Origin of the sequence: Flavobacterium selenitireducens (assembly GCF_014748335.1) — a bacterium.
In the GTDB taxonomy this organism is placed as follows: domain Bacteria; phylum Bacteroidota; class Bacteroidia; order Flavobacteriales; family Flavobacteriaceae; genus Flavobacterium; species Flavobacterium selenitireducens.
In genome coordinates, this window is the sequence record NZ_JAAVIY010000002.1 from 1 (window position 1) to 26,479 (window position 26,479).

General features: G+C 46.9%; 19 protein-coding genes. 14 read left to right on the top strand and 5 right to left on the bottom strand.

Going from position 1 to position 26,479, the window contains the following annotated elements; genetic code table 11:
- Positions 1-3,757: CotH kinase family protein (locus HC229_RS03585; RefSeq protein ID WP_191019093.1), on the bottom strand; the 3,757-nt coding region annotated here is incomplete at its 3' end.
- A gap of 166 nt (positions 3,758-3,923) precedes the next feature.
- Entirely contained in the window at positions 3,924-7,268 is a 3,345-nt protein-coding gene (locus HC229_RS03590) for a CotH kinase family protein (protein ID WP_191019094.1), read from the bottom strand.
- A gap of 298 nt (positions 7,269-7,566) precedes the next feature.
- Here HC229_RS03590 and HC229_RS03595 point away from each other — a divergent pair, with 298 nt between their 5' ends.
- From HC229_RS03595 to HC229_RS03640, 10 genes are all read left to right on the top strand, one after another.
- A complete protein-coding gene (locus HC229_RS03595) occupies positions 7,567-8,631 on the top strand; it encodes an NAD-dependent epimerase/dehydratase family protein (RefSeq protein WP_191019095.1) in 1,065 nt (354 codons plus the stop codon).
- A gap of 5 nt (positions 8,632-8,636) precedes the next feature.
- The gene (locus HC229_RS03600) at positions 8,637-10,532 is read left to right on the top strand and encodes a hypothetical protein (protein WP_191019096.1); all 1,896 of its coding nucleotides are present in this window, start codon (positions 8,637-8,639) and stop codon (positions 10,530-10,532) included.
- A complete protein-coding gene (locus HC229_RS03605; protein ID WP_191019097.1) occupies positions 10,532-11,593 on the top strand; it encodes an NAD-dependent epimerase/dehydratase family protein in 1,062 nt (353 codons plus the stop codon). The genes HC229_RS03600 and HC229_RS03605 overlap by 1 nt, the downstream gene beginning before the upstream one ends.
- Before the next feature lies 1 nt (position 11,594).
- Positions 11,595-12,314 carry an FkbM family methyltransferase gene (locus HC229_RS03610; RefSeq protein ID WP_191019098.1) on the top strand — a complete coding sequence of 240 codons (720 nt, stop codon included), beginning with the start codon at positions 11,595-11,597 and terminating at the stop codon, positions 12,312-12,314.
- The gene (locus HC229_RS03615) at positions 12,311-13,048 is read left to right on the top strand and encodes a glycosyltransferase family 2 protein (protein ID WP_191019099.1); all 738 of its coding nucleotides are present in this window, start codon (positions 12,311-12,313) and stop codon (positions 13,046-13,048) included. Before HC229_RS03610 ends, HC229_RS03615 begins: the two co-directional genes overlap by 4 nt.
- Before the next feature lie 73 nt (positions 13,049-13,121).
- A complete protein-coding gene (locus HC229_RS03620; RefSeq protein ID WP_191019100.1) occupies positions 13,122-13,667 on the top strand; it encodes a hypothetical protein in 546 nt (181 codons plus the stop codon).
- Between the two features lie 256 nt (positions 13,668-13,923).
- Positions 13,924-15,195, top strand: coding sequence for a lipopolysaccharide biosynthesis protein (locus tag HC229_RS03625; protein ID WP_191019101.1), 1,272 nt, complete (start codon positions 13,924-13,926; stop codon positions 15,193-15,195).
- Positions 15,196-15,214: 19 nt separating this feature from the next.
- Positions 15,215-16,126 carry a hypothetical protein gene (locus tag HC229_RS03630; protein ID WP_191019102.1) on the top strand — a complete coding sequence of 304 codons (912 nt, stop codon included), beginning with the start codon at positions 15,215-15,217 and terminating at the stop codon, positions 16,124-16,126.
- A 7-nt stretch (positions 16,127-16,133) separates the two neighbouring features.
- Positions 16,134-17,405: a hypothetical protein gene (locus tag HC229_RS03635; RefSeq protein ID WP_191019103.1), complete on the top strand. Its 1,272-nt coding sequence runs from the start codon at positions 16,134-16,136 to the stop codon at positions 17,403-17,405.
- Positions 17,395-18,498, top strand: coding sequence for a glycosyltransferase family 4 protein (locus HC229_RS03640; RefSeq protein ID WP_191019104.1), 1,104 nt, complete (start codon positions 17,395-17,397; stop codon positions 18,496-18,498). Before HC229_RS03635 ends, HC229_RS03640 begins: the two co-directional genes overlap by 11 nt.
- Here the strand turns inward: HC229_RS03640 and HC229_RS03645 are convergent, their stop codons facing one another.
- Positions 18,499-19,275 carry a 2OG-Fe(II) oxygenase gene (locus HC229_RS03645; RefSeq protein ID WP_191019105.1) on the bottom strand — a complete coding sequence of 259 codons (777 nt, stop codon included), beginning with the start codon at positions 19,273-19,275 and terminating at the stop codon, positions 18,499-18,501. It lies immediately after the preceding gene.
- 223 nt (positions 19,276-19,498) lie between these two features.
- Between HC229_RS03645 and HC229_RS03650 the strand changes: the two genes are divergently transcribed.
- Genes HC229_RS03650 through HC229_RS03665 form a run of 4 tightly spaced genes read left to right on the top strand, consistent with a single transcriptional unit; the run spans position 19,499 to position 24,223 of the window.
- Entirely contained in the window at positions 19,499-20,596 is a 1,098-nt protein-coding gene (locus HC229_RS03650) for a DUF1972 domain-containing protein (RefSeq protein ID WP_191019106.1), read from the top strand.
- The gene (locus HC229_RS03655) at positions 20,568-21,866 is read left to right on the top strand and encodes an O-antigen ligase family protein (protein ID WP_191019107.1); all 1,299 of its coding nucleotides are present in this window, start codon (positions 20,568-20,570) and stop codon (positions 21,864-21,866) included. Before HC229_RS03650 ends, HC229_RS03655 begins: the two co-directional genes overlap by 29 nt.
- Before the next feature lie 4 nt (positions 21,867-21,870).
- Positions 21,871-22,854, top strand: a complete 984-nt coding sequence (locus HC229_RS03660) for a UDP-glucuronic acid decarboxylase family protein (RefSeq protein ID WP_191019108.1) — start codon at positions 21,871-21,873, stop codon at positions 22,852-22,854.
- Between the two features lies 1 nt (position 22,855).
- Positions 22,856-24,223 carry an undecaprenyl-phosphate glucose phosphotransferase gene (locus HC229_RS03665; protein ID WP_191019109.1) on the top strand — a complete coding sequence of 456 codons (1,368 nt, stop codon included), beginning with the start codon at positions 22,856-22,858 and terminating at the stop codon, positions 24,221-24,223.
- Here HC229_RS03665 and HC229_RS03670 read toward each other — a convergent pair.
- The gene (locus HC229_RS03670; protein WP_191019110.1) at positions 24,220-25,395 is read right to left on the bottom strand and encodes a glycosyltransferase family 4 protein; all 1,176 of its coding nucleotides are present in this window, start codon (positions 25,393-25,395) and stop codon (positions 24,220-24,222) included. The two genes, HC229_RS03665 and HC229_RS03670, sit on opposite strands and share 4 nt — an antisense overlap.
- On the bottom strand, positions 25,380-26,477 hold the full coding sequence (wecB, locus tag HC229_RS03675; RefSeq protein WP_191019111.1) for a non-hydrolyzing UDP-N-acetylglucosamine 2-epimerase: 1,098 nt from the start codon (positions 26,475-26,477) through the stop codon (positions 25,380-25,382). The genes HC229_RS03670 and wecB overlap by 16 nt, the downstream gene beginning before the upstream one ends.
- Between the last annotated feature and the right edge of the window lie 2 nt (positions 26,478-26,479).

Sequence of the window (26,479 nt, forward strand, 5' to 3'; positions counted from 1 at the left end):
TAATTCCAGTCGTCGCATCAAAGCTCAATCCCGCAGGCAAAGCCGGAGAAATGCTGTAAGACGTGACGCTTCCGGTTACCGTTGGAGTCAAAGCAGTAATCGCGGTTCCAACAGTAAACGTATTCGGAGTGTTATAACTCAAGGCTGAAGGTGCCGCCGGATTGACTGCGATCTCGATATCGAAAGTTGCGTTTCCGCCTGCATTCGTAGCCGTAACCGTGTAGGTTGCATTCGCGGAAACAACCGTCGGCGTTCCCGAGATAATTCCAGTCGTCGCATCAAAGCTCAACCCCGCAGGCAAAGCCGGAGAAATGCTGTAAGACGTGACGCTTCCGGTTACCGTTGGAGTCAAGTTGACGATTGCCGAATTTACCGTAAATACGTTTGGCGTCGTGTAGCTCAAGGCCGACGGCGCGATATCGTTAACGGTAATAATCACGTCGTAACTTGTGCTGCCGCCGACATTTGTAGCGGTTACGGTATAAGTCGTCATTGGCGAAACGACGATTGGCGTTCCGGATATGATTCCCGTGGTCGTGTCGAACAAAAGTCCGGCAGGCAATGTCCCTGAAATGCTGAAGCTCGTCGCTGATGCGGTTGTCGCCGGAACCAAAGGCGTAATGATGGTATTGACCGTGAAAACGTTAGGATTCGGATACGTCAACGGCATTTTCACGCCATCCATCGCAATATTGTTGAACGTTACTCGGTTGCCGTCGCTGGCGGTCATGTTCGGACCCGTAAAACGGACGCGCACTTTGAAATTCGCATTGTCATTGGCCGCTGCGATTGCGGTAAAGTCAGTTTCAAAAAGTTGGTAGGAGCCTGTCGTAAGCGCGAGTGCAGACGTAATTCCCGTCGAAGCAAAGTTAGTCCCGTCAACAGCATAATCGATTGTGATTCCTGTCGCGGCGCCTTCGTCCATGGCGGCAAACGAGAACTTGATATTCTTGTAACCCGTTGTCGGAAGATTGAAAACCATCGTATTTTCCAAACCATTCTGTTCGAAAGGCTGGGTGATTTGCAAGCCGCGCATCTGGCCGGGAGCATAAGGCGCACCACCGTTTGCGTCCGAGCGGTAGTTTAGCGGCGTTGGCTGGTTGCGACGTTCCATCGAACCTTTTCTCCACAGCGGGTCTCCGTTAACGAACGGATAACCTGCCAGTGATGACGAATAGCTGATGGTCGTGTTGGCCAAAACCTCATAAGACGAATTCAGGAAAGTCAGCGGCGTATCGTTCTGGATCGCTGAATTCATCATCCAAAAATAGACCGGCTCGCTTTCCTCGACGGCAAAACCTTCCGGGACGAAGATCGCCTTAGCCGTGAAGTTCGTCGCCGAATTCACCGTAATTTCTGCGGTCGTAGCCGATGAGACACCTTCCCAGTGGCTGAACACATAACCAGGTTTGGCAATCGCCTTTAGCGTTACCGGAACGTTCGAGAAATAAATTCCGGTCCACGGAAACGGCGTAGCGTTCACTCCCGCCAAAGCCGGTGTAATTTCGAGTGTATTGATTTTGATCAAGCCGTGGTCGACATCCGACACATTGAGGTTCGCGTTGATGTTGTTGGCAATGCCGAACTTAGAGCGGATGTGGTCGCGCTGCAAAGCCGGGCGGGCGTTGGCAAAACCGGCCTGCCAGTTCATGTACCACTGGAAATCGCCCATGTCGCCGTTGTCTCTCCAACGGTCGCGATGCTCGGGAAGTTCAGGCGTGATGCCGTTGGCCATCGTATTCATTTTGGCGATTACCACGCCAGATAGATAGTAGCTGTTCATCATATCCGCAAAACGGTTGATGAAGTAATTTTTGAAGCCGTCGTTCTGCAACATTTTGCGCAGCCATAGCGTCGACCACTCCGGGTTGATCCAGGAATTGGAAAACGTCGTGGCGATTTCGAGGCTGTTGCGGTCGTATTGATCGGTTCCAACGCCGAAAGTGTCGTCCATATCATGGAAAACCCAACGCCAGCGGCCATCTGCACCATAGGCGGCATTCGGGTCAAACGCGACTTTCTTTCTCCAATATTGGGTGTTGTTGCCCGGCCAGTCGGAATTGTCGAAGAAAATGTTCGAGATGTAATAATCGGCCATGCTCTCCGGATCGATCTGGGTCACGGCGTAATCGTAGTTGGCCTGAACCGAAAGGTCGTTGTTCTGAAGATAGGTGTTCACTGCATCGTAATGATCGTCGTCCCCTTCTTCAACGGTTCCATCGTTCTCAAGCAAATCGACGTCGTCAAAACCGTAAACGCGGTTGAAGTAATTGTTGTCGAAACGCTCGCGTATGTTCAGGATGCCCCAATACTCTCCGTTTATGAACGTGATTGTCGGCTGATAATTCTCATTCTCTACGTGCAGTTCGTCGCTGACCACATGGCAAAGCGCGTCGCGGAACATCGTATTGCGGAAGTCGCTTCCGGAGTTCGACAAGGTCAGGCGTTCGAAACTTTCGTCGGCCAAATCAGGGAAGAACTTATAATCCAAATCGGCATCGCCATAATCGGCACGGGCATAAACCGTAAGCGATTTGCTTTCGTAACGACGGGTCGAAGCACCGCGTATGCGCAATCCGACGTCTTGGTTGATGACCTGTTGACCACCGACGAAATACGTCATGTTGCCGCGTTTCTCGAATTCTTCTCCTCTTCTGTGGTAGTTGCCTACTCGCTCAGGTTGCGGATTCGCCGTCGGATTGGCAGCGCGCCAGTCGTCAAAATCTTTACCGGCTACGTAAATGCCGTCTTCATAATCGTAGAAATCGCTTTCGTTCAAAGAAATCGAAATTACGGGGATCTCAAATCGGGAAACGCCTTCCGGAGTCACAAAATACGTCTGGGAAACCGTTGGGCTGGGCAAAGCGCCCGGCTTGATGACTTTTACGCGGACGACCGTTCCTTTGAAGATATTCCCATCCGGCATATAAAACGACGGATCGTGGTGATAGGTCGAGGAGATCATCGAAATTTTATTGGGTTCCGATGTGCGGTTCACGATCGAAATCGGGGCCGAATAAGTCAAGGTTTGGTAACTCTGGGTAAGTAGCGGGCCCGGAGTTTGGGAACCTGTTTGGTTGTAGGAATTTCGGTATTCGTAAGTATGGCCGCCGACATTCGCAGGATCGGGTTCGGAACCGTCGAGCGTGTACAAAATCGTAACGCCTGCGTCCGAAGTGGACAACGTCAAATCAAATCCTGTCGTGAAGAATCCACCCGCTTGGGAAAACGAAGGAGCGTTCAGGATTTCATTATAACCCGTGGCTGCGTTTTGCGCCCCGGGAGTCACTTCGTCAAAATACGCGAAAGGCCCAGTTCCGTTAGGGAAACGCCCGAAAGAAAAATCTTCTTCAATTGCTGCAGCCGGCGCCTGGTCGACTAAAACACCCGAAGCGTCGGACAACACGATGTTCTCGCCCGAACCGCTGATTTTCCAGTTCGTGTGCAACGGTTGCCCGGGAACTGTCCGGTTTTTGTCCGAACAATAAATCAACAGATATTGTCCCGAAGCGATCGTAACGTTTGGAAACAGCCATTTCAACGGTTGGGCCGGGTTGTCGGTAAGTCCGAATCCGTTGAGGTTGACCGAAGAAGGCCCGTTGTTGTACAACTCGACCCAATCCTGGTATTCGCCGTCCTCGTCTACGTTGATCGTCGCATTGGACGAAACCACCTCATTGACCACAACTTGCGCTTGAGAAGGTGTACAAAAAGCAAAAAACGCCAATAGAATCAGCGCGTGGGTAATTTTTTTCATATGCTACCTGTTTATGCGGGCAAATATAGATGGGTTTGTAAAGTTGTCGGAGTTTTCTCGATTATAAAAACGATATTTTCGACGAACTACCCATTTTTAAAATTGCCCAAATTAAAAAAGAAAAGGAGACAACACGCGCTATCTCCTTTTCAATCAATCTAGTATGTTATTGTTTGACGATTTTTTTCGTCTCTGTTCTTCCGTCAGATTCAAGCTGCAACAAGTACAACCCTGATGTCAAACTGTCGAGGCTGATTTGTGCAGACGAATCGATTTTTCCTGATTGTACCATTTTACCATCGATCGAAAACAATGAATATTTCGCGTCCGATGCAAGATTGGCCACGTTCACGATTCCGTTTGTAGGGTTCGGATACACGAGGAATTTACGTTCGACAGGCGACGGTGCCGACAACAAAGGTGTTCCGTGAACCGCGATGTTGTTGAACGTGACGCGCTTTCCGGTATCGGACGTCATATCACCCGATCCTTGGAAACGAAGGCGGATTTTGAAATTGTCGGCGTTTTCAACGGCGTCGATCTGGCTGAAATCGGCAGAGAATACCTGAAACGTCGACGTCAATGGCAAACTTGTGGAAGCCAATCCCGTGGAGATCCAGGTCGGCGAACCTGCGCCTATCGAATAATCGATGAGGATGTTTTCGGCATTCGTTCCTTCATTGATAGCCGCAAACGAGAACAACATGTCATAATAACCGGATTTATCGATGTTGAAAACCATCGTATTGCTATTGCCCGCGTTTTGCAACGGCTCGGTGATCTGCAAACCTTTCATGTCTCCTGCAACGTAAGGTGCGTCTCCGTTAGCTTCCGGAATGTAGTTGAGCGGTGTTGGTTTGTTGCGTCGCTCCATCGAGGCTTTTCTCCACAAAGGATCGGCATTCGTGTACGGATAACCAGGCAAACTCGACGTGTAATCGATCGTGGCGTCTACCGAAGTCGCGTTGAACGAAGATGCCAATGTGGTAAGCGGCGTGTCGTTCGGGATCGCACCGCTCATCCACCAAAAATAGATTGGTTCGGAAGTCGCTACAGCCGATGGCACGAACACCGCTTTCACGGAAAACGCCTCGTCCATCGTCACTGTGATGATTGGGGAATCTACCGTAGAATCACCTTCCCAATGACTGAAGACAAATCCTTCGTTCGCAATGGCTGTCAGCGTTACCGGAATTCCTGAGAAATAAACACCGGTCCAAGGATAAGGATTGGCCGCGATGTTATCGGTTCCTTGTTTGATATCGATCGTGTTCATCTTGATATAACCATGCGTCACGTCAGATACGTCCAACGTAGCGTTGATGTTGGCCGGGATCGCGAATTTGCCGCGGATATGGTTTCTCTGTATCTCCGGACGAAGCGTCGCGAATTCCTGCTCGAATCCGTAATAGAAGTTGAAATCGGCCATGTCGACCGGTGCTTGCCAACGTGCGATTTGCTCGGCAAGTTCAGGAAGGATCACGTTTTTCATCTCTTCCATCGTACTGTTCACGAAAGCCGAAGAATACGAAGTGTTGATCTTATCGGCGAAACGGTTGATGAAATAGTTCTTGAAACCTGGATTCTCCAACATTTTGCGCAACATGAACGTCGACCATTCCGGGTTCGGCCATTCCGGTCCGTTGAGAGCCGTGGCGATCTCGAGGCTGTTGCGGTCGATTTCTTCGGACGTCGTGGCAAATGTCGCGTCCATATCGTGGGCAAGCCATCTCCAGCGTCCGTCATGCGGATATTCTGCGTTCGGGGCGTCGACTTTTTCCCTCCAAAACACGATGTTGTTACCCGGCCAGTCGAGGTTGTCGAAGAATATATTGTGGATGAAATAATCTGCGAAGTTCTCGTAATCGAGCTGGGTTTTCACGTATTCGTAATTGGCTTCTACCGAAAGCGGATGTGTTTCGATATAGTCCAAAAGCGCAAGATAATCAGTGGCGTCACCTTCTTCGACGACGTTCTCGCTTTCCAAAACATCGACTTCGTCTATGTCGAAAACGCGCTTGAAATAGTTGTTGTCGAATTTATCACTCAACGAAAGCAATCCCCAATATTCGCCGTTCATGAACGTGATCGTCGGTTGGTAACCTTTCGCCAATACTTTGGACTGTTTCAGCAAACGCATGTTGAGCGCATCGCGGAAGTGCGTCTCGAAAAAGTCCGCACCTGAATTGCGCAAGATCAAACGTTCGAAATCTGTAGGTTGGTTAGGAAAAAACGCGTAATCCATCGTTTCGTCACCATATTCGGCTCTTGAATAGATGTTGAACGATTTATTCTGCCAGTCGCGAGAGGAACCTCCGTGCAAACGAAGCCCTACGTTTTGATTCATGACTTCCGTTCCGCCTACGTAATACGACATGTTGGCTTCGCGTTCCCAATCCTGGCCGCGGCGGTAATAATTTGCGAGATCTTCGATTCCGGCAGGACTCAAATCAGGATTGGCCGCTCTCCAGTTGTCGAAATCGACACCGGCGACATAAATCCCGTCATTGTAATCGAAAAGGACGTTCTCGCTGATGCTCAACGATACGACAGGCAACGTGAAACGGTTGCTTCCCTGAGGCGTAACAAAATAAGTATGGGAAACGGTGTTGCTCGAAAGCGCGCCTGGCTTTACAACTTTGGCGCGAACGACCGTTCCTTTGAAGATATTATCGGTCGGAAGATATTCCGGGTCGGCATGCCACGTCGAGGAAATCATCGAAATGTCATTCGGCTGGCTCGTGCGGTTCACGATGTTGATAGGCGTCGTGTAGGCAAAGCTGTTGAAGCTCTTCGTCAAAAACGGCCCGACCGGATCGCCCGGTTCCTGAGGATATTGATTTTTGTATTGATATGTCGTTCCGGCCAAATTGTTTGGATCCGGCTCGCTTCCGTCAAGCGTGTAAATGATGCTCGCTCCCGCAACTGACGTAGAAAGTGTAAGATCGAAAGCCGTTGTGAAAAACCCGCCGTTTTGTGAAAATGTCGGAGGGTTCAATATTTCGTTATAGCCGACGCTTCCGTTTTGGGCGGCTGGCGTAACGGCCGAGAAGAAAACGAAAGGTCCGGTTCCGTTAGGCAGGCGTCCGAAAGAAATGTCCGAAGGAATCGCCGTTGCCGGAACCTGATCGACGGTAACGCTTGCCGCATTTGTCAACGTAATGGCTTCGCCCGAAGAACTGATTTTCCAGTTCGTGTGCAACGGTTGGTTTACGACCGTGCGGTTTTTGTCCGAACAATAAACGATAAGATATTGACCCGGCGCGATCACCTGTGCGGGGAACACCCATTTGAAGGGCTGGGCTGCATTGTCGGTAAGACCAAAACCGGCGAGGTTGATTGGACCCGCCGAACCATTGTAAAGTTCCACCCAATCCTGGTATTCACCGTCTTCGTCCTCATTGGTCGCGGTGTTCGAGGTTAGGATTTCATTGATCACCAGGTTTTGGGCAAACGAAGAAGCGCCCAAAAACAGCAACATTACAATGAAAAAAGGAGTAATTTTTTTCATAACGTTTTAATAGATTGATTTTTAAGGGCGTGAAATTATGTAACAAAATTTTAAGGGTTTCTTTTTGTCGATGTAAGGCAGAATTATCCTTTAAAATGCATAATTTGGAAAATTAACTGACATTTCGTTTCCATTGCTAAAATTCTAAACTCAAGTCGGGGAGGCGCGCCGCCGACTAAATGCATTTCAATACTAGGAGATTGATAAAAAAGAATCCGTAATGAGGTAAAATCGAAAATTTGGAATAGTTTTACACGCGTTAAACTACTAATCAAGGCATGGCCCGATTCCATAAAATATGTCGAAAATACTAGTAACCGGAGGAGCAGGTTTTGTTGGTTCGTCTCTTTGCTTGCAGCTCAAAAAGCGATATCCCGAATCTGAGATCGTAGCCTTTGACAACTTAAAACGAAGGGGATCCGAACTTAATCTTGCCGATCTCATCCGTGAAAATATCGGGTTCGTACACGGTGACATTCGCAACGCTGAGGATTTGGCGGCAGTCAGGGAATTTGACGTGCTCATAGAAGCGTCGGCCGAGCCGTCGGTCATGGCTGGTCTGGATTCAGATCCTACCTATGTGATCAACAATAATCTTTACGGATCGATTAACTGCTTCAATGCCTGTCTGAAAAATAAGGCGAAGCTGATTTTCCTTTCGACGAGCCGCGTCTATCCGATAAAAAAGATTGAATCTGCGAATTACGACGAGCTTGAAACGCGTTTCGCTTTTTCCGAAAGCCAGCCTGAACCGGGACTTTCTGAAAATGGGATTTCCGAAAAACTGTCGCTCGACGGCGCCCGCTCTTTCTACGGCACGACAAAACTGGCTTCAGAACTTTTCATTGCCGAATATTCAGCATTTTACGGTTTGCAGGCCGCGGTTACCCGATTCGGCGTAATAGCCGGTCCCCGACAAATGGGCAAGACCGACCAAGGCGTCGTGACACTTTGGATGGCTAAGCATTTTTGGAAGCAATCGCTTAAATACATTGGCTACGGCGGAACCGGAAAGCAGGTTCGGGATATATTGCACATTGATGATCTTGTTGATCTCGTGGACCTTCAAATACGCGAAACTGAGAAGTTCACCGGACGAATTTTCAACGCCGGCGGCGGATTGGAGAATAGCGCTTCTTTGCAGGAAATGACGCGCCTTTGCGAAAGCATCACTGGAAATTCGATAACGATCGGCTCAGAAACCGAAAACAGGCCTGCGGATCTCAGGATATTCGTTACCGATAATTCGGCCATTACGGAAGCGACGGGTTGGAAACCGAAGCGTTCCGTAGAAGATGTGTTCAAAGATATTTACGATTGGATAAATTCAAATGAGGTAAAACTCAAGCCAATATTAAGCTGACAGACATGAAAGACTCCGTCAAGGCCGCGTTTAAAAAATATGACATCTTAATTGTGTTCGTGTGCTTGCTGGGTACCTATCTGACCTTCCCGGGTTATTTTGCGCTGCATATATGGTCCCTGCCGCCCGAGGGCGAGGCTTGGACCTCACTCGACCCTTCGTGGCAGGTCGCAATGAACTATACCGACATCAAGCATCTTGTCTGGGGAAAGGACATTGCTTTTACTTATGGACCTTTGCATTACTTGGCTACGCGGAATCAATGGGGATTGAGCAAATGGCCACTTTTTTTATACGATGTTTTCACCGCTATCAACTATTTCGCGATTTTTTATATATCGATCAAGAAATTCAGGAACGTGGGATTGGGAATACTTGCCATTGTTCTAATTATATTACTACATCCGTTTTGGATCGCGAGCGCCAAGGTGTTTGTGCTAACGGCTTTCCTGGTTTTTTGGATCAGACTGAGCCTAGATCAACCCAAGCCCATTTATTATGCTTTCCAGATTGTCCTGACTTCTCTGCTGTTTTTCGTGAAGTTCAATACAGGGTTGATCACCGTCATTCTTTTTCTTGCCGGGATTACCTATAATTTACTTACCAAGGATAAAAAATGGCGGTTTATAATTTATGGCATTCTACCGCTGCTTGCCATAGCACTTTTGCTCAAGCCGCTAAACGTGCACTTCGTAGGTTATCTTAAGTCGGGACTGGACGTGGTTTCCGGCTACAATGGAGTTATGTATTTCGACAGCGCGTTCAGCGGCGCAATAGGACATGTCATCGCCTGGATCATATTGCTCATTGGATTGCTTGCTTATTCTTATAAAGAAACCTACCGCACGCAATGGCTCAAGCTCGGGACGGTGTCTTTCCTGTTTTTTGGAACGGCGTATATTTTGTACAAGCAAGGGTTCACCCGTGCCGACAGTGGACACGTCGTCGAATTCTTCTTTTTCCTGCCGATGTTTGTGCTTGCCATTCCTGAATTTTACCAGTCCAGGAACAAATGGGCCGTAGGCATTTTCTTCTTAAGTTTCATCATTCCTTTCCATTACCTGTTTATCAAGGAAGATTATGAAATTGATACTTTAAAGTTTTCGAAAGCGGAATATTGGGAGAAATTTCCCGTGTATGATTATGATTCGGCCGTGTTGATGTATCAAAATCATATTCCGATGCCTGAGCCTATACTGGAGAAGATCGGGAATTCGACGGTCGACGTTTATCCATGGAACATCCAGGGATTGCTGGAAAACAAGCTCAATTACCACGCCCGCCCGGTTTTACAGTCTTATGTGGCGTACACTAAATATCTTGAAGACTTAAATTTTGAGCATTATAACAATGCGGATACAGCGCCTGAATTCGTAGTGTACCAACTTGCCACGATAGACGAGCGATATGCTATGTTTGACGAGTCCAAAACTACACTTGCGCTACTTAAAAATTACACTCCGGTCGACACGTATCAGGATGGAACAGGAACAAAATTACTGCTCCGAAAAGCCGCTAATTTTAAGCCGTTAAAGCTGGAAAAGGTTGGCGAATACGCAATGATGCTCGGCGATGGTTTGGTTCCGAAGGCCGACATTCTTTACGAAATCGAGGTTTACGACAACCTTTTGGGTAAATTTGTTTCACTGGTGCGGCATTCCTCCCCGTTGCAATTGAACATTCACACTGTTGACGGGCAAAGAAAGTCGTTCAGGACATCGAACGGTCTCTTGCAGTCAGGAATTTTCGGGAACTATTTCATCCAAAGCACGGAAGATTACGGGAAGCTTTATTCCAATCCGGCTGTTCTGCCTGAAATTTCGTATTATAGCGTGACGCCTAAATATTCTTCGCACTACGGAGATAAATTACGTATTACCGAATATAAAATCATTCATTAATGAACATTTGCATCATAACGGGTTCATCAGGCCTTATCGGAAGCGAGTCCGTAGCTTTTTTTGCCGATAAATTCGACAAGATCGTAGGCATCGACAACAATCTGCGCCAAGCTTTCTTTGGAGCCGACGCCTCTACGGAATGGAATACAAAAAAGCTGATTGAAACCATCCCTAATTTCGAACATCACGCTGCGGACATACGCGATGAGTCTGCCATTGACGCGATTTTTGCGAAATACGGGAACGACATCAAGCTGATCGTCCACACCGCCGCGCAACCCAGTCACGATTGGGCCGCTTCAGCACCATTTACTGATTTTACTGTAAATGCCAACGGAACGCTTAATTTGTTAGAGGCGACGCGAAAACATTGTTCAGGCGCGGTTTTCATCTTTACCTCGACAAACAAAGTGTATGGGGATACGCCAAATTATTTGCCGCTGGTCGAACTTGAACACCGCTGGGAAATCGACGAGGCGCACCCTTATTTTAAAAAGGGGATTGATGAGCAAATGAGTATAGATCAAACCAAACACTCGCTTTTTGGCGCTTCGAAAGTGGCTGCTGATGTGTTGGTTCAGGAATATGGCAAATATTTCGGCATGAACACGGGCGTTTTTCGCGGAGGCTGCCTCACCGGGCCGAATCATTCAGGCACCAAACTGCACGGATTTTTATCGTATTTGATGAAATGCGCCATTACCGGCGACAAGTACACGGTTTTCGGTTACCACGGCAAACAGGTTCGTGACAACATCCACAGCTGGGATCTCGTGAACATGTTCTGGCATTTCTATCAGAATCCGAAACAAGGGGAAGTATATAACGCTGGAGGCGGACGTTTTTCCAACTGCTCGATGGCCGAAGCAATTGTGATGTGCGAGAGCATCACGGGTAAACCGATGAATTACGAATATACCGAAGCCAACCGCATAGGCGACCATATTTGGTGGATAAGCGATGTTTCGAAGTTTCAGCAACATTACCCGGATTGGACGTGGAAGTACGGTATCAACGATATCCTGACCCAAATCTATTCAGCCACGGTCGCCAAAAACTAAGATGAGCTTAAGGACCAAGATAATACAGAAATTGCTACATCTCAACGAGGGCATTTTTTTCTATCCGAAACTTCGCAGATTCTATCGCGGCGTGCTGAAAAAAGAAAACCCGCAGATTCTTGATATTGGCGCGAACAAAGGCCAGTCGATCGATTTTTTCCTTGGGATATTCCCAGCTGCGAACATTGACGCGTTCGAACCCAACCAGAAATTGTTCTCCATGTTGACTTTAAAGTATCGCGGCTTCGGAAATGTCAAGCTCCACAACCTTGGCGTGAGCAACATCAACGGGAAACTTGAGTTCAATGAAAACGCGCTTGACGAGACGTCTACATTTGAAACGCTTAATTTTGATTCTGATTATTTAAAGAAAAAGGCCCGCATCCTGGGAATGGACGCCAAGGACATTATCGTGGATCGCTACGAGGTAGAGGTGGTCAGGCTTAGCGATACAATCCGCGGAAGCGACAAAGCATACGACGTCCTGAAAATCGATGTGGAAGGGCACGAGCTACAAGTGTTGCAGGGCTTATTCGACGAAAGTCAGCAAAGATGGCCCATTCGCTTCATACAGCTGGAAAGCCATAGCGACGATATGTACCTGAACCACGATCGGCATTCGGAAATAGAAGACTTGTTGCGAAAAAACGGTTATGCGCGCCGGACAGAAATTAAACACGGATTTGGTAATTTTGCCGAAATAATATACGAACAACAGTGAAGTTAAGCATTGTCATTCCGGCTTATAACGAGGAAGAGTCGATAGCAGAAACCATTGACCAGATAGAGCAGGCGTTCGCCAAGGTAAATATCGATCACGAAGTTCTTATCGTTAACGATAATTCTAAAGACGGAACGCTCGAGGTCTTAAAACAGTTAGCGGCCAAATATCCGGCCGTTAAGTACGAGACCAACCTTGGGCCAAACGGGTTCGGATATGCCGTGCGTTATGGGCTTGACCGATTTTCGGGAGATTGCGTCGCGGTCATGATGGCTGATCTTTCGGACTCACCTTACGATCTCATCCGGTATTACACGACAATGGTCGAAGGAGATTACGACTGCGTCTTTGGCAGCCGCTTCATGAAAGGCGGGCGAGTCATCGACTATCCGTGGGTTAAGAAAATCATCAACAGGATCGCGAATTTCATAATAAGGATGGTAATGGGCATCCGTTACAACGATACCACGAACGCTTTTAAATTGTACAAACGCGAAGTCATCGATGGCGTGAAACCTATTCTTGCGCCTCATTTTAATCTTACTATCGAATTGCCGCTCAAAGCGATTATCCGTGGTTATTCGTATACGATCGTACCCAATTCCTGGACGAATCGAAAATACGGAGTTTCCAAATTGAAGATCAAGGAAATGGGAAGCCGATATTTTTTTATTTTGGTTTACTGCTTCGTAGAAAAGTATTTTTCAAGAGGGGATTATCAACGCAAGAAATGACAAAAAAAATATTTTTTAACCCTTTCGCCCAACAAAGGAAAAAGTTTACATTTGCTGAAAATTTAACAAAAAGATGAAAACAAGAATTGCTATAGCGGCAGTAATGGCCATTGCGCTGTTTACAAGTTGTAAAGATGAGAAGTCGGTGGAATCTTTGGAGGTTAAAAAGTCAGAAGTGACGAATGAAAATTTTAAGGTAACCCTCAATGTTATTGCAAAAAAAGACGATACTTTCAGCCTGTTTTACACCGAGGACGGAACATCCGATTTTAAAGCTGAACCTATTTGGGTAGGCGTTAAAGGAAGTGACGCTGAGCAGCAAGTGTTGTACAGCCTCCCTGCAGATGTTTATCCGACGCAGCTCCGCATCGACCTGGGAATGAATAAAGATCAGCAAGATATTACCCTTAAGAATATCGGGCTTGAATATCAAGGTGGAAAGCGTGTCATTGCCGGTGCCGAAATGGGGAACTTTTTCCGAGCCGACGACTCAAAATGTACGTTTAATCCGGCAACCGGCGAAATCAAGGCATTGGTTAAGGATGGCGCGAGGCAGAATCCATCGTTATATCCGCACGAAGCCAATCTTGGCCCGGAATTGCAAAAGCTGGCAAAATAGCCGTTTATAATACTGTCTAAGAAATGCTATTCATTGTTGAAGAAATGAATAGCATTTTTTGTTTTTTACCTGCGAGCGCAATTAATATTCTTTTTGGCTGGCTGTAAACAAAAATAACGTGGGTTTATAAATTCCTGGTCAAGCCTTCGATCAGCACAATGGGCAACAAACGCGGCGTTCGGGGCCGTTGGTCTGTTAAACGCCCTATCCATGAAACATATAATTTTAGCATATCTTTGGCAGGATAAATGACTCTATGCGTTTCCACAATATAAAGACTGCCATCAAAAGTGAAAAGTTGCATAAATTCTTCATTTACGGATTTGGGCAAGCGGTCAACCTCATCAGTCCTATTGTCGTAATACCTTACATCATAGGAGTCGTCGGTGAAAAAGGGCTTGGCAAAGCGGGTATGGGAATGTCTTTATCCTACATTCTGATAGTCGTCGTCGACTACTCTTCTTATATAAAGAGCGTGCGGGAAGTTGCGCTCAACAGGCAAAATCCAGACGTACTGAAAGCGACATTTGCGACAGTATATCTCGCAAAATTCGTACTGTTGTTATTCGTCTTGGCGCTTATCTGCCTGAGCTGTTACCTGATTCCCTATTTCCGGTCAGAGCGCGCGCTTTATTTATTGAGCATGTGTATCGTTCTGGGGCAGTTCCTCAACCCGACATGGTTTCTACAAGGAATAGAAGATTTCGTAAGTATCAGCGCCATTAACATACTTTCGAAAGCCATTTACCTGTTGGGCGTCCTGTTCTTTGTGGTTTCAGATTTCGATTACGTTTACGTAAATATGTGGCTTGGCTTAGGGCTGGTAATTCCGTCGCTTTTCGTGCTGATACGATTGGTTATCAGGTATAACGTGGGCTGGGAAAATCTCAGGTTATCATCGGCAAGGGAACTTATCAAACGGGATTTTACCTTTTGCATTTCCCAACTGTTATTCGCATTCCGGCAATATTCGCCAATTCTGATCATCGGAACCTTAGCCGGAACCGTCGTAGCCGGACAATTTAAAGTTATCGAGCAGATTGTGATGTTGTTCAGGACTTACTTCCAGACGGTTTTTAAATTCTCTCTCGGCATGGTGTCTTACGAGATCAATACAGATTTCAAACGCGGCCTGCGAACATGGAAGCGACTGAACGGTTATAATCTGCTCGCAGTCTCAATCGGTTTGTTGCTCACCGGGTTTTTCGCGGACGAAGTACTGCGTTTCTTTAAAGTGAGCTCGATTTTCCTTCCGCTTTACCACAGCTTGCTGCTACCGGCGCTAGGGATTCCATTTTTTATAGGAATCACTTTGGCACAGGAGCAATTATTGTTTAGTTTTGATAAGAACCGGGATTATATCCGAATTACGGTGTTCATAACGGCTATGAGCACGCTCTTGCTTTGCCTCGGATTGTGGAAAGCAGGACTATACGGCGCTCTTTTGTCTCTTTTGGTTTCCGAAGTGGTCCTGTGCCTGGTTTATCACCGCTATCTGCAACCGTTATTGAGGCAAAAGTCAAGCTGAAGAAAAACAAAAACGTTAAATGAAAGACCTTTTAAGACGCTACTACAAGAAATTTTTCCAGAAGCTCAATTACGACGTCCACAAAAACCTGATGCTTACAGGAAAGCTCCTTGCAAAACAAAATTCCCAAATAAAATCGGCCTCGCTGGACGAAGTGGAGTTTCAGGTTTTTTCCCAACGAGGAGAAGACGGCGTAATTCAATACCTGATCAGCCAGATCGAAATTCCAAATCCGATTTTTGTAGAATTTGGCGTAGAAACCTATACGGAATCCAATACGCGGTTTTTGCTCATGAACAATAATTGGTCAGGGTTGGTATTGGACGGAAGCAAAAGCAATATTGATTTCATCAAACAGGATTTCATCTACTGGAAATACGATTTGGTAGCACGACAGGCATTTATCACGACCGACAATATCAACGCCATCATATCGGATTATACCAAAATCGAAGACATCGGGTTGCTCAGTGTCGACATAGATGGAAATGATTATTGGGTATGGGAAAGTATCGAATGTATAAAACCGCGCATAGTCGTCTGCGAATATAACTCGGTATTCGGAGGAGATTTAAAGCTGAGCATTCCCTATAAAGCTGACTTCGTACGTTCGGCTGCGCATTATTCGGAGTTGTACTTCGGAGCATCGCTTGCGGCATTTTGCCACCTGGCGGACAAGAAAGGCTATGACTTCGTAGGAACCACAAAAGCGGGCGTAAACGCTTATTTTGTCCGCAAGGATTTGTCAGCCCCTTTTGCCACCTATTCGTCCCTTTCCGGATTCAACGAAACCGCAAATCGCGACTCCAAGGACCGCACGGGAAAACTTGCGTTCTTACGACACGGTGAACGCCTTAATGAAATCGCCGAATTGCCTGCAGTAGATGTCGTATCTGGAGCATCAAAACGCTTGGCAGAATGGCTGTCGTAAAATGCCGATGGTAGAGACGTTAAAGAAATACCGTTTTCAGGAATATTTGCTTATCGGAAGCGCGCTCATCTTATTGCTGAAAAGCTACGAGACGACATTTCTGTTCTGGGCAATGGCTGCCGTATTGTCGCTGCGGTTTCGCTATTCGCTGACCATGCTCAAAATTATGGGCGCCTACGGAGCTATTTTACTGATCGCCGCCGTGTCCTCATTTTTCTACGACCACCGGATTTATGACATATTCAGGGATTTGGCCTATCTACTCAAGCCTATCCTCGGGTTGATGATTGGCTACAACTGCGCCAAAGTAATGGGAAAAAAGGTGCTGAATGTCATTCTCAGCGCAGGGTTTCTTTTGGCGGTAATTCACCTGCTCACGCTGTTGTTTTATTTTGTTGTCGACGGAATACGCGATATGAACATGTTGCGTCTTTACGGTGGATATTTCGACGATCTCCAGATATATGTGCTGATTTTCGTCATTTTCAGGAAGGAGCTAGGGATTGAAATATCGCAAAAGAAGGCTATCCTCATGCTGACGGTTGTCGGGATATCTACCGTGTTTTATCTCGCCAGGACGAATATCATCCAATTTTTCATACTGTTCTTTGCGATAAAAGGTTATTTACGACCGACACCACGAGCTATCCGTTCATTGCTGTTGATTTCGGCAGGTGTGTTGCTGGCGTACGGAGCAATATATATTTATAACCCAAAGCGAATGGGATCAGGATTGGACGCCTTCCTTTATAAGGTAAAGATCGCGCCAGTCGAACCCTTCAAGACGAAGATTAACGAAGAGGACTGGAAAGACTGGAACGATAATTACCGATCGTTCGAAAATATCATTACCGTGCGACAAGTCAGCAGCGAAGGCTGGACAGCTATTGTATTTGGAAAAGGGATGGGCTCGACGATTGATTTAGGCCGGGAGCTCTGGACGAATGATCTGGAATTCATCCGCCATATTCCGACGCTTCACAACTCATATATGACCGTTTTCCTTAAGTCCGGGCTTGTCGGCGTGCTACTACTGCTCTTTTCGATTTATCAGATACAGCGGCAGCCACGTTCAAGCGATCCCAGAATACGGGTCTACAATTATTTACTTACCGGAAGCGCAATTTATCTCATCCTTTCAAATTGGGTTTTTATGGGATTATACCTAAAGCTCGATAACAAGTCGATGGTCATCGGCGCATTGCTGGCTTATCGCGAACTATTATTAAGGGAGCGAAACACGAACAGAACTTATCCAGAAACGAATCATGCGGAATAGAATCTTCGTAGACTGCCATGTATTCGACGGCGGCTTTCAAGGTACGCGAACCTATATCAAAGGCATTTATTCCGAGTTGATCAAGGACGCTGCATTGCAATTTTTCCTCGGTGCGTCAGACATCGACAACCTCAGGAAAGAATTCGGGGATCACCCAAATGTAACGTACTTACAATATCCGCGCGGGAACAAGGTGAAGCGTTTGTTGTTCGACCTACCCAAAATGCTACAGAAGCATAAAATCGACATTGCCCATTTTCAGTATCGCGTTCCGCCGATAAAAGTCTGCAAGTATATTGTCACGACCCACGACGTGCTTTTCGAGGATTTCCCTGAATATTTTCCGAAGATGAATCGCCACATGAGTTTGTTGACTTACAGGTTCAGTGCGCGTGCAGCAGATCTCGTGCTCACTGTTTCGCCCTATTCCAAGCGTGAAATCGCGCAATATCTCGGCGTTCCCGATGCGGTGATTACGCCAAACGGTGTCGACCCGGTGTTTTTTGAGCCATACACAAAATCTGAGGTAAAAAAGCAAGTTGCGGAACAATTCGGGCTGCACAACTACCTGATTTATGTGAGCCGTCTTGAGCCGAGGAAAAAGCAACAGCTATTGCTCAAGCATTTCATCGACCTCAAGCTTTATGAAAGTCATGAACTGGTTTTTGTCGGGCACGAGACATTTGCGATGCCCGAACTTCACAAACTCCTCGAGAAAAGCACAGCCGAAATTCGCTCGAAAGTCAGGTTCATCGAGCATCTTGCGTTCGGCGACATGCTCAAACTGTTGCGCGCCTCGAAAGCATTTATTTATCCGTCGATCGCCGAAGGTTTCGGAATTCCGCCTTTGGAAGCAGCCGCCGCCAGAATCCCGGTGTTGTGTTCGAGCGAAACCGCGATGGCCGATTTCGATTTTTTTGCCGAGAATCTTTTCAATCCGTCAAAAGACGAGGAATTTTCAAATAAACTCAAACGCATCTGCGAACTGCCGCCAAACGAGGAACATCTGCAAAAAATAAGCGACCAGATAGCCGCTCGTTATAACTGGAAAAATGCCGCGGGGATACTTACAGCGGCGCTTTCTAAAATCTGATTACTGGTTTTTCGCCGTGGCGCTTCCAAAAAATTTGTTCTTCGTCTGAACTAAAAAATTATAGTTCTTCGCAAGCTGCTTCTTTAGGAACGAAGCGTCTTCTTTCGGAAACCAGTCCGTAGTACGGGGCGTTTCGATGAGGCGCTCGTGAATCTGATAAGCATAAGTTGCGATAGAAGTTCGGTAACGGCCTTCCGGAAAATTGGTCATATCGTAACCGTGAAGGCTGTAAGGCGCACACTGCTGGATGATCATGCGGTTGAACGGAACGTCGAGTTCGGCTTCTTCGTTGGTACGCAAATCCTTGATTCTCAAACCGCCTTTGTATTCGGGTTTCCAATCTTTGTTGAGGTAAAGCAAAAGGTTCAGTTCGCGGTACCAGTTTTTGTGAAGCGGATGGTAATTGAAATCCAAATGCATATCCAGAAAGCTGTTTTTCTTGCCCTGGTGCAATCCTCCGCCAAAATTCTTAGGATCGACGAACGTTCGCTTAGCGGTGATGAAACTCAATATCTTGTTGAACCGTTCCGATGAAAGATCGTCGTAGAACTCTTTCAGTTCCGGGCAAATCTCTTTGTAATTCGACTTTTCGAACTTATTGTTGGCAAAGGCATAATCGCGGCTTTTGTTGTTGAGCTCCGGGATATGGGAATAGGCGCGTTCCAATTTTTCGGTCTCACAGAAATTGTCGATGACAAGATGCGGGAAAGGTTGGGCCGTAAGATATTTTATGCGAAGTTCCTCAAGATTTTGCTCCAGATAATCGAATCGGATCATGGTATAATTATTATGTAGACTAGACAAAAATAACAATAAAACGCCAACGCAAACCTGATAAATGTCATTTAACACAATGGTTTCACACGATTCTTGATTGTCGTGATAACTGACTGTATTACAATCGGTTATCCGTGATATGCAATTGAGTGCCGGATAAAAATAAAAACCGTGTCCACAATTAGCAAAAGATGTTATTTTTGCGCAGTATTTATCAGACTTCATGAAAATAGCGATACTGGGCACAAGAGGAATCCCCAATCATTACGGTGGTTTCGAGCAGTTTGCCGAATTTTTTTCCGTTTTCCTCGTCCAGAAAGGACATGATGTCTATGTGTACAATTCCCACGACCATCCGTACCAGGAAAAGACGTTTCACGGCGTCAACCTGATCCATTGCAACAATCCTGAACACAAAATGGGAACGTTCGGCCAATTTCTCTACGACTACAATTGCATCATGGACGCACGCAAACGCGAATTCGACATCATTCTGCAATTGGGCTACACAAGCAATTCAGTATGGTTTTTCCTGCTTCCGAAAAAACCTGTCATCATCACCAACATGGACGGCCTCGAATGGAAGCGCACCAAGTACAAGCGCCCGGTTCGTCAGTTCCTGAAGTTCGCCGAACGCCTGGCCGCTGTGAGTAGCGATTACCTCGTTTCGGATTCGCTCGGCATCCAGGATTTCCTCAAAAAAAGATACGGAAAGGACTCGACGTATATCGCGTACGGCGCGCATCCGTTCGACAATCCCGACGAATCGATTTTGGCGCAATACAATGTCACCAGCGGAAATTACGACATGGTCATGGCACGATTCGAACCCGAGAACAATATCGAAATGGTGTTGCAAGGCGTCGTCAACGCTGCCAACGGTCGCGAGATTCTCGTAGTCGGCAAACACGAAACGAAATACGGACAATATCTCAAATCGAAATTCGGCAGCCACGCAAACATCCGCTTCATGGGCGGGATTTACAACCTGTTGCACCTGAACAACCTGCGCTATTTTTCAAACGTCTATTTCCACGGACATACCGTTGGCGGAACCAATCCGTCGTTGCTCGAGGCCATGGCGTCCAAAGCATTCATCGCATCCCACAACAATGCGTTCAATCGCGGTATTCTAGGCGACAATGCCGTTTATTTTTCGAATCCTGATGAGGTCAAAAATATTCTGCTTTCGGTCAAAAAAAGCGATAACTTGCAGCGCATCGAAAACAATTACAAGGCGATCGTAGATGAATTCAACTGGGACCGGATCAACGGAAAATACCTCGGGCTTTTTGAGCAGGTTATGGCAAAAGCTCGCTGACGGACATCCGGTAGCACCATTCGTACTTCTTCTTCTGGTCACCGCTCCGCTAAAATTAGGAATCGGAAATGTCGCGCTGGGACTTCTGGCCGCGGCCTCGATCTGGCAGTTCGGGAAACATCGTTATTTCGCCCGCGATTGGAAACTGCTCTTGCCGATCGCACTTTTTCTACTCATGGCGCTTTCGCTGACGTGGACGATCGATTTGCAAAGAAGCCTAAAAGCGCTTCCGCGGATGATTTACCTGATCGTAATTCCCATCTGTTTTCTCATTATTCCGCCGTTTTCGACGACGCAGCGCAGGTCGATACTGGAAAAGTTCGGATATGCGATGGCCGCCGTTGCGGTTTTTTATCTCTCAAAAGCCGTTATCCGATTTCTACTTACCGGGAATAGGAACGTCTTTTTTTATCACGAACTCGTCACCGAGGAAACCAACGCGATTTACGTTTCCGTATTTTTTGCCGTAGCGTTCTTCGCGCTGGTAACCAAAAACAAGCTGAAAATCCTCGACAAAACAGCGTGCGCGATCCTGTTTTTGCTGATCCTGTTGTTATCGTCTAAGAACGTGATTGCCGTATTCGCGTTGTTGTGCGTCGTTTATTTTGTGCGTTATGCCAACCTTGGGAGACGCAGATTGATTTCAGTGTCCGGCATCTTTTTTGGAGTTTTTGTGCTCAGTCTGATCGCATTTCCGAAAATCACCCAACGCTTTCGATCGGAATTCGAGGCGGCGAAAGAAAACCCGGCCCAGATCATCATTGACGGCGGCAGGGTCAACAACGTCAGCGTCTCCCAGGCGTGGAATCAGGAAAAGTTCACCGCCAACGACTTTTTTGGAGGAACGGCATTCCGGGTGTACCAATTCCGCATCTTTACTGAAATGCTTGCGCAAGACAATATCTTGTTCACGGGTTACGGACTCAATGCCTCATTCAGAAAAATTGGCGAAAAGGCGGACGAATATGGGCTTTTTAAGGGAGATGCGTCCAATAAAGGATATCACGGCAAAAACTTCCACAATCAATACGTCCAGAATTTTGCCGAGATGGGCTTTTTTGCATTTTTGCTGCTCGTCATAATGCTTTTCGTGAGTCTCAAAAATGCCATTACCGCCAAAGATTTTACACTTATTTCTTTTTCAGTTCTGATGATAAGTTTATTTTTGACGGAGTCATTTTTGTGGAGACAGCGAGGCGTGACTTTTTTCACTGCGATGTATTGCCTTGCCAATTACGGTACGGTATTGATTGCCACAAAAAAACGATAAGTCTATGAAAAGAATATTGATTACCGGCGCAGCGGGCTTTTTGGGTTCGCATCTTTGCGACCGGTTTATTGCAGAGGGATATTTCGTAATCGGGATGGACAACCTTATTACGGGCGATCTCAAGAACATCGAGCATCTTTTCAGCCACAAGAATTTCGAGTTTTACCACCACGATATCACCAAGTTCGTCCACGTTCCGGGTAAAATCGACTATATTCTCCATTTCGCTTCCCCGGCAAGCCCTATCGATTATCTCAAGATTCCGATCCAAACCCTAAAAGTGGGATCGTTGGGTACGCATAATCTGTTGGGATTGGCAAGGGTAAAGAAGGCAAGGATCCTTATCGCATCCACTTCAGAAGTCTATGGCGACCCGTTGATCCATCCGCAAACCGAAGAATATTACGGCAATGTGAACACGATCGGGCCAAGAGGCGTCTATGACGAAGCCAAGCGCTTCCAGGAGTCGATCACGATGGCTTATCACACCTTTCACGGCGTCGAAACCCGTATTGTAAGGATATTCAACACTTACGGGCCAAGAATGCGACTCAACGACGGCCGGGTCATCCCGGCATTCATCGGCCAGGCATTGCGCGGAGAGGATCTCACCATTTTTGGAGACGGATCCCAAACGCGTTCGTTTTGCTACGTCGACGATCAGGTCGAAGGCATTTACAGGTTGCTGTTGTCGGATTATGTGTTGCCGGTCAACATCGGGAATCCGGACGAGATCACGATCAGCGACTTTGCCGAAGAAATCATCAAGCTCACCGGCACCGACCAAAAAGTGGTGTACAGGGAACTTCCGGTAAACGACCCGATGCAACGCCAGCCCGACATCACAAAGGCAAAGGCAATCCTCGGATGGGAACCAAAAGTGTCCCGTTCCGAAGGCATGAAGATCACCTACGAGTATTTCAAGTCGCTTTCGTCCGAAGAGCTGCTCAAAGAGGAACACAAAGATTTCTCAGGATATATCCATTGATATGACGGGAGCTCAAACGGGTAGATATTCCAAGTACATCCGACCAATCAGCATTGCGCTCGATTTGATCGTGATCAATGTCTTTCCGTTTTATTTTTTCGACAATCACAACCTCGATTTTCCCTGGTTTCTGTTATACCAAAATCTTGTCTGGATCGCCATCGCTTTCCTGATCAAGTTTTACGGCGTTTACAGGTTCACCACACCGGTTGAAATCCTTTCGAAACTCGTGCGCCAGGGCGTTTTGTTCCTGTTGGTCATCATTGCGTTTTTCCCGTTTGCCAAGGCCACTATCTTTAGCGGAACGGCAATCGCACTCCACGTCAGTACTTGTATGGCACTGGTTGCGGTTTTCAAATGGCTGCTTTTTTACTATCTGAAGAAATACCGTATCATAACGGGAAGCAATTTTCGCAACGCCGTCATTATCGGATATACGCCGGAAGCCATTCGCCTCAAGAACCTGTTTGAAGAACGCAACGATTTCGGCTATCGTTTCCACGGATTTTTTTCCGACAAGAAATCCAACGAGCACATCCGCGGCAAGATCGAAACCCTAAAAGAGTTCGTGATCGCCAACCGAATCGACGAGATTTACTGCTCGCTCAACGAAATTTCCAACGAACAGCTCAAGGATCTCGTCGAGTTTGCGGACGATCACAAAAAAGCCATCAAGTTCATTCCCGATACCAAAGAGATTTTCGCCAAGAACCTCAAATTGGATTATTACGGGTTTTTCCCGGTTCTTTCGCTACAGCGGACGTTATTGCACGAACCCATCGTAAAGGGATTCAAGCGCGGTTTCGACATATTTTTTTCGCTCGTGATCATAATTGGCGTGCTTTCATGGCTCGTCCCGATATTGGGCCTGATCATCAAGCTCGAATCGAAAGGGCCGATCTTCTTTCTTCAAGGGCGTCCGGGAATCAACGAAACGGAATTTTTCTGCTATAAGTTCCGCTCGATGAAAATGAATAAAACCACCGAGAAAGAAGCTTCGAAGAACGATCCCCGCGTAACCAGGGTAGGCCGCATCATGCGCAAAACCAGCATCGACGAACTGCCACAATTCATAAACGTATTGGTGGGCGATATGTCCGTGGTCGGGCCGCGTCCGCATCTTTGGTCGCAGAACAAGGCCTACGGAAGCAAGATCAAAAAATACATGGTGCGCCATTACGTCAAACCGGGAATCACCGGATTGGCTCAGGTTCGCGGCTTTCGTGGCGAAATTGAAACAGACGAAGACATGATCAACCGCATCAAATTCGACGTGTTCTACATCGAAAACTGGTCGTTTCTGCTCGATTTGAAGATCATTCTACAAACGGTGATCAACATTTTTAAAGGGGAAGAAAAAGCCTACTAGAAAACGCCTTCCGAAATCAGGTTTTTTAGTTGGGAATCAAGGTTGAAATTGCTTTTTGCCGTTTCGAGGATTGTTGTTTTCATTGGGCTTAGAGCCGATTTTCCGCTGTCCGAAATCGCTTTCAAAACCGAGTTCAATTCCCGGAAATCTTCTACCGAAGCGACCCAACCCAAATCGTATTCACGCACGATATTTTCGCCTTCTCCTCCGCCAAAATAAAGGATCGGCATTCCCAAGGCGCCATATTCGAAGATTTTTGAAGGAACCGATCCGTAAATGCGCGTCGCCAGCGGAACATATGCGATGTCGAACTCCTCAAGTTTTTTGTGCAGCACTTTTCGGTCGACCATGCCGTGGAAAACGATATTTTTTTCGGGATGGCCCGCGATGTATTTTTCGATATCGGATTTTTCGGCCCCGTCCCCGAAAATATGGAACTCAATGTTCAGGCCGGCAAGTTCCATTTTTTGGCAAGATTCGAGAACGCCTTGTGCAACGCCAAGCAGCCCGGCGTAAAAAAGCCTGATTTTTCCGTCGCTGTAGCGAAACTCGAACGCTTCGGAATGGTCAGGGAAATTGCGGTACAAATACGCTTTCTGGCTCGGAACGATCTGTCGGACGTGCGACAGGATTTCTTCTGATTGCCCCAGCACGACATCGGCATTTTTATAAATAAAACGCTCGAGGAACAATGCGAATTTGTGGGAAACCGAACCGTGTCGCATCACCTTGAGCTCGAGCGCGGCCATCGGCCACAAGTCGGAGACGTTCAATATGATTTTCCTGCGCCTTATCGACAACGCCAACACCGCGATGAACGACAACAACAACGGAGGCGATTGCACGATGACTTTTCGCGGAAGTCTCCCAAACAGCAGCCTCACGAACAATATTGATGAAAACGACAAGATCGACAACAATCGTTTTGCGATGTTTTTGCTGTTGCTCGGATAGATCCACAACCGCTTTACCAAGACGTTTTTTTGGATTTCCTTTACCCAGAATTTCCCGCGGTATTGTGGGAATAATTTGCCTTCCGGATAATTTCCGAGCGGACAAATCACCGACACTTCGTAATGATGCGACAACTTGAGCGCCATCTGTTCGATTCGGTTCGCCGCAGCGCCTTTTTCCGGCGGATAATAATTCGAAACGATCAGGATTTTTTCCATTCCGATAGCAAAATGTCGATGATCCGATCGGATGCTTTTCCATCCCAAAGTTCGGGGATTCCGTGTTCGCGAAGCCCGTTTTGAAGAAAGTCAGAAAAGTGCTTTTCCAGGTTTTCGATCGAAATTCCCACGAGTGTATTTGTTCCGATATCCTGTGTTTCAGGACGTTCCGTGTTTTCGCGCATCGTAAAACACGGAATGCCCAAAACGGTGGTTTCTTCAGAAATTCCACCCGAATCGGTAATCACGGCAAAGCTGTTTTTGATGAGGTACATGAATGCCAGATAACTTTGAGGTTCGGCATAAACGATGTTGCTGAAGTCGAGTTTCGCGTCGCCAAGAATCGCTTTCGTTCTCGGATGAACCGGAAAAACCACTTTTTTGTCTCCGGCAAGTTTGTCGATGCCGAGCAGTAGGTTTTGGAGCGATTTTTCTTCATCCACATTCGACGGACGGTGTAAGGTCAAGACGATATAATTTCCGTTTTCCAGGCCAAAATCGTCCCAAAAATCCGGCTTTTTGATGCGATCCAGATTTTGGGTAAGCGTGTCGATCATCACGTTTCCGACAAAGTGTACTTTTGCGGGATCGGCTCCATATTTTAGCAAATTCTCGGAAGCCGAAACCGATGTGGTAAAGAAAAAATCAGTGATCGAATCGGTTACGATGCGGTTGATTTCCTCGGGCATCGTCCAGTCGCCCGAGCGGATTCCGGCTTCGACGTGGGTGACTTTTACATTGAGTTTTTTGGCTACGATCGCGCAGGCCATCGTCGAATTCACATCCCCGACGACGAGGACCAGATCAGTCGGATTTTGCAGCAACTCCTGTTCGAACGCCACCATGATCGCCGCCGTCTGAACCGCTTGAGAACCGCTTTTTACCTCAAGATTCGCGTCAGGATGCGGAATGTTTAGCTCCTCGAAAAAAGTATCGCTTAAATTTTTATCGTAATGTTGACCCGTATGGACAAGCCGGAACGAAACGTCCGCACCGGAATTTTTACGGCTTTCGATCGCCTTTATGATCGGTGCGATTTTGATGAAATTGGGCCTCGCCCCGGCAACTATCGTGATGTTCATTT

Coding starts and splice junctions, on each gene's coding strand:
- HC229_RS03600 (WP_191019096.1), top strand. CDS start 8,637: ATGAAAGACTCCGTCAAGGCCGCGTTTAAAAAATATGACATCTTAATT.
- HC229_RS03645 (WP_191019105.1), bottom strand. CDS start 19,275: ATGATCCGATTCGATTATCTGGAGCAAAATCTTGAGGAACTTCGCATA.
- HC229_RS03605 (WP_191019097.1), top strand. CDS start 10,532: ATGAACATTTGCATCATAACGGGTTCATCAGGCCTTATCGGAAGCGAG.
- HC229_RS03630 (WP_191019102.1), top strand. CDS start 15,215: ATGAAAGACCTTTTAAGACGCTACTACAAGAAATTTTTCCAGAAGCTC.
- HC229_RS03660 (WP_191019108.1), top strand. CDS start 21,871: ATGAAAAGAATATTGATTACCGGCGCAGCGGGCTTTTTGGGTTCGCAT.
- HC229_RS03610 (WP_191019098.1), top strand. CDS start 11,595: ATGAGCTTAAGGACCAAGATAATACAGAAATTGCTACATCTCAACGAG.
- wecB (WP_191019111.1), bottom strand. CDS start 26,477: ATGAACATCACGATAGTTGCCGGGGCGAGGCCCAATTTCATCAAAATC.
- HC229_RS03625 (WP_191019101.1), top strand. CDS start 13,924: ATGCGTTTCCACAATATAAAGACTGCCATCAAAAGTGAAAAGTTGCAT.
- HC229_RS03665 (WP_191019109.1), top strand. CDS start 22,856: ATGACGGGAGCTCAAACGGGTAGATATTCCAAGTACATCCGACCAATC.
- HC229_RS03590 (WP_191019094.1), bottom strand. CDS start 7,268: ATGAAAAAAATTACTCCTTTTTTCATTGTAATGTTGCTGTTTTTGGGC.
- HC229_RS03595 (WP_191019095.1), top strand. CDS start 7,567: ATGTCGAAAATACTAGTAACCGGAGGAGCAGGTTTTGTTGGTTCGTCT.
- HC229_RS03640 (WP_191019104.1), top strand. CDS start 17,395: ATGCGGAATAGAATCTTCGTAGACTGCCATGTATTCGACGGCGGCTTT.
- HC229_RS03670 (WP_191019110.1), bottom strand. CDS start 25,395: ATGGAAAAAATCCTGATCGTTTCGAATTATTATCCGCCGGAAAAAGGC.
- HC229_RS03620 (WP_191019100.1), top strand. CDS start 13,122: ATGAAAACAAGAATTGCTATAGCGGCAGTAATGGCCATTGCGCTGTTT.
- HC229_RS03635 (WP_191019103.1), top strand. CDS start 16,134: ATGGTAGAGACGTTAAAGAAATACCGTTTTCAGGAATATTTGCTTATC.
- HC229_RS03650 (WP_191019106.1), top strand. CDS start 19,499: ATGAAAATAGCGATACTGGGCACAAGAGGAATCCCCAATCATTACGGT.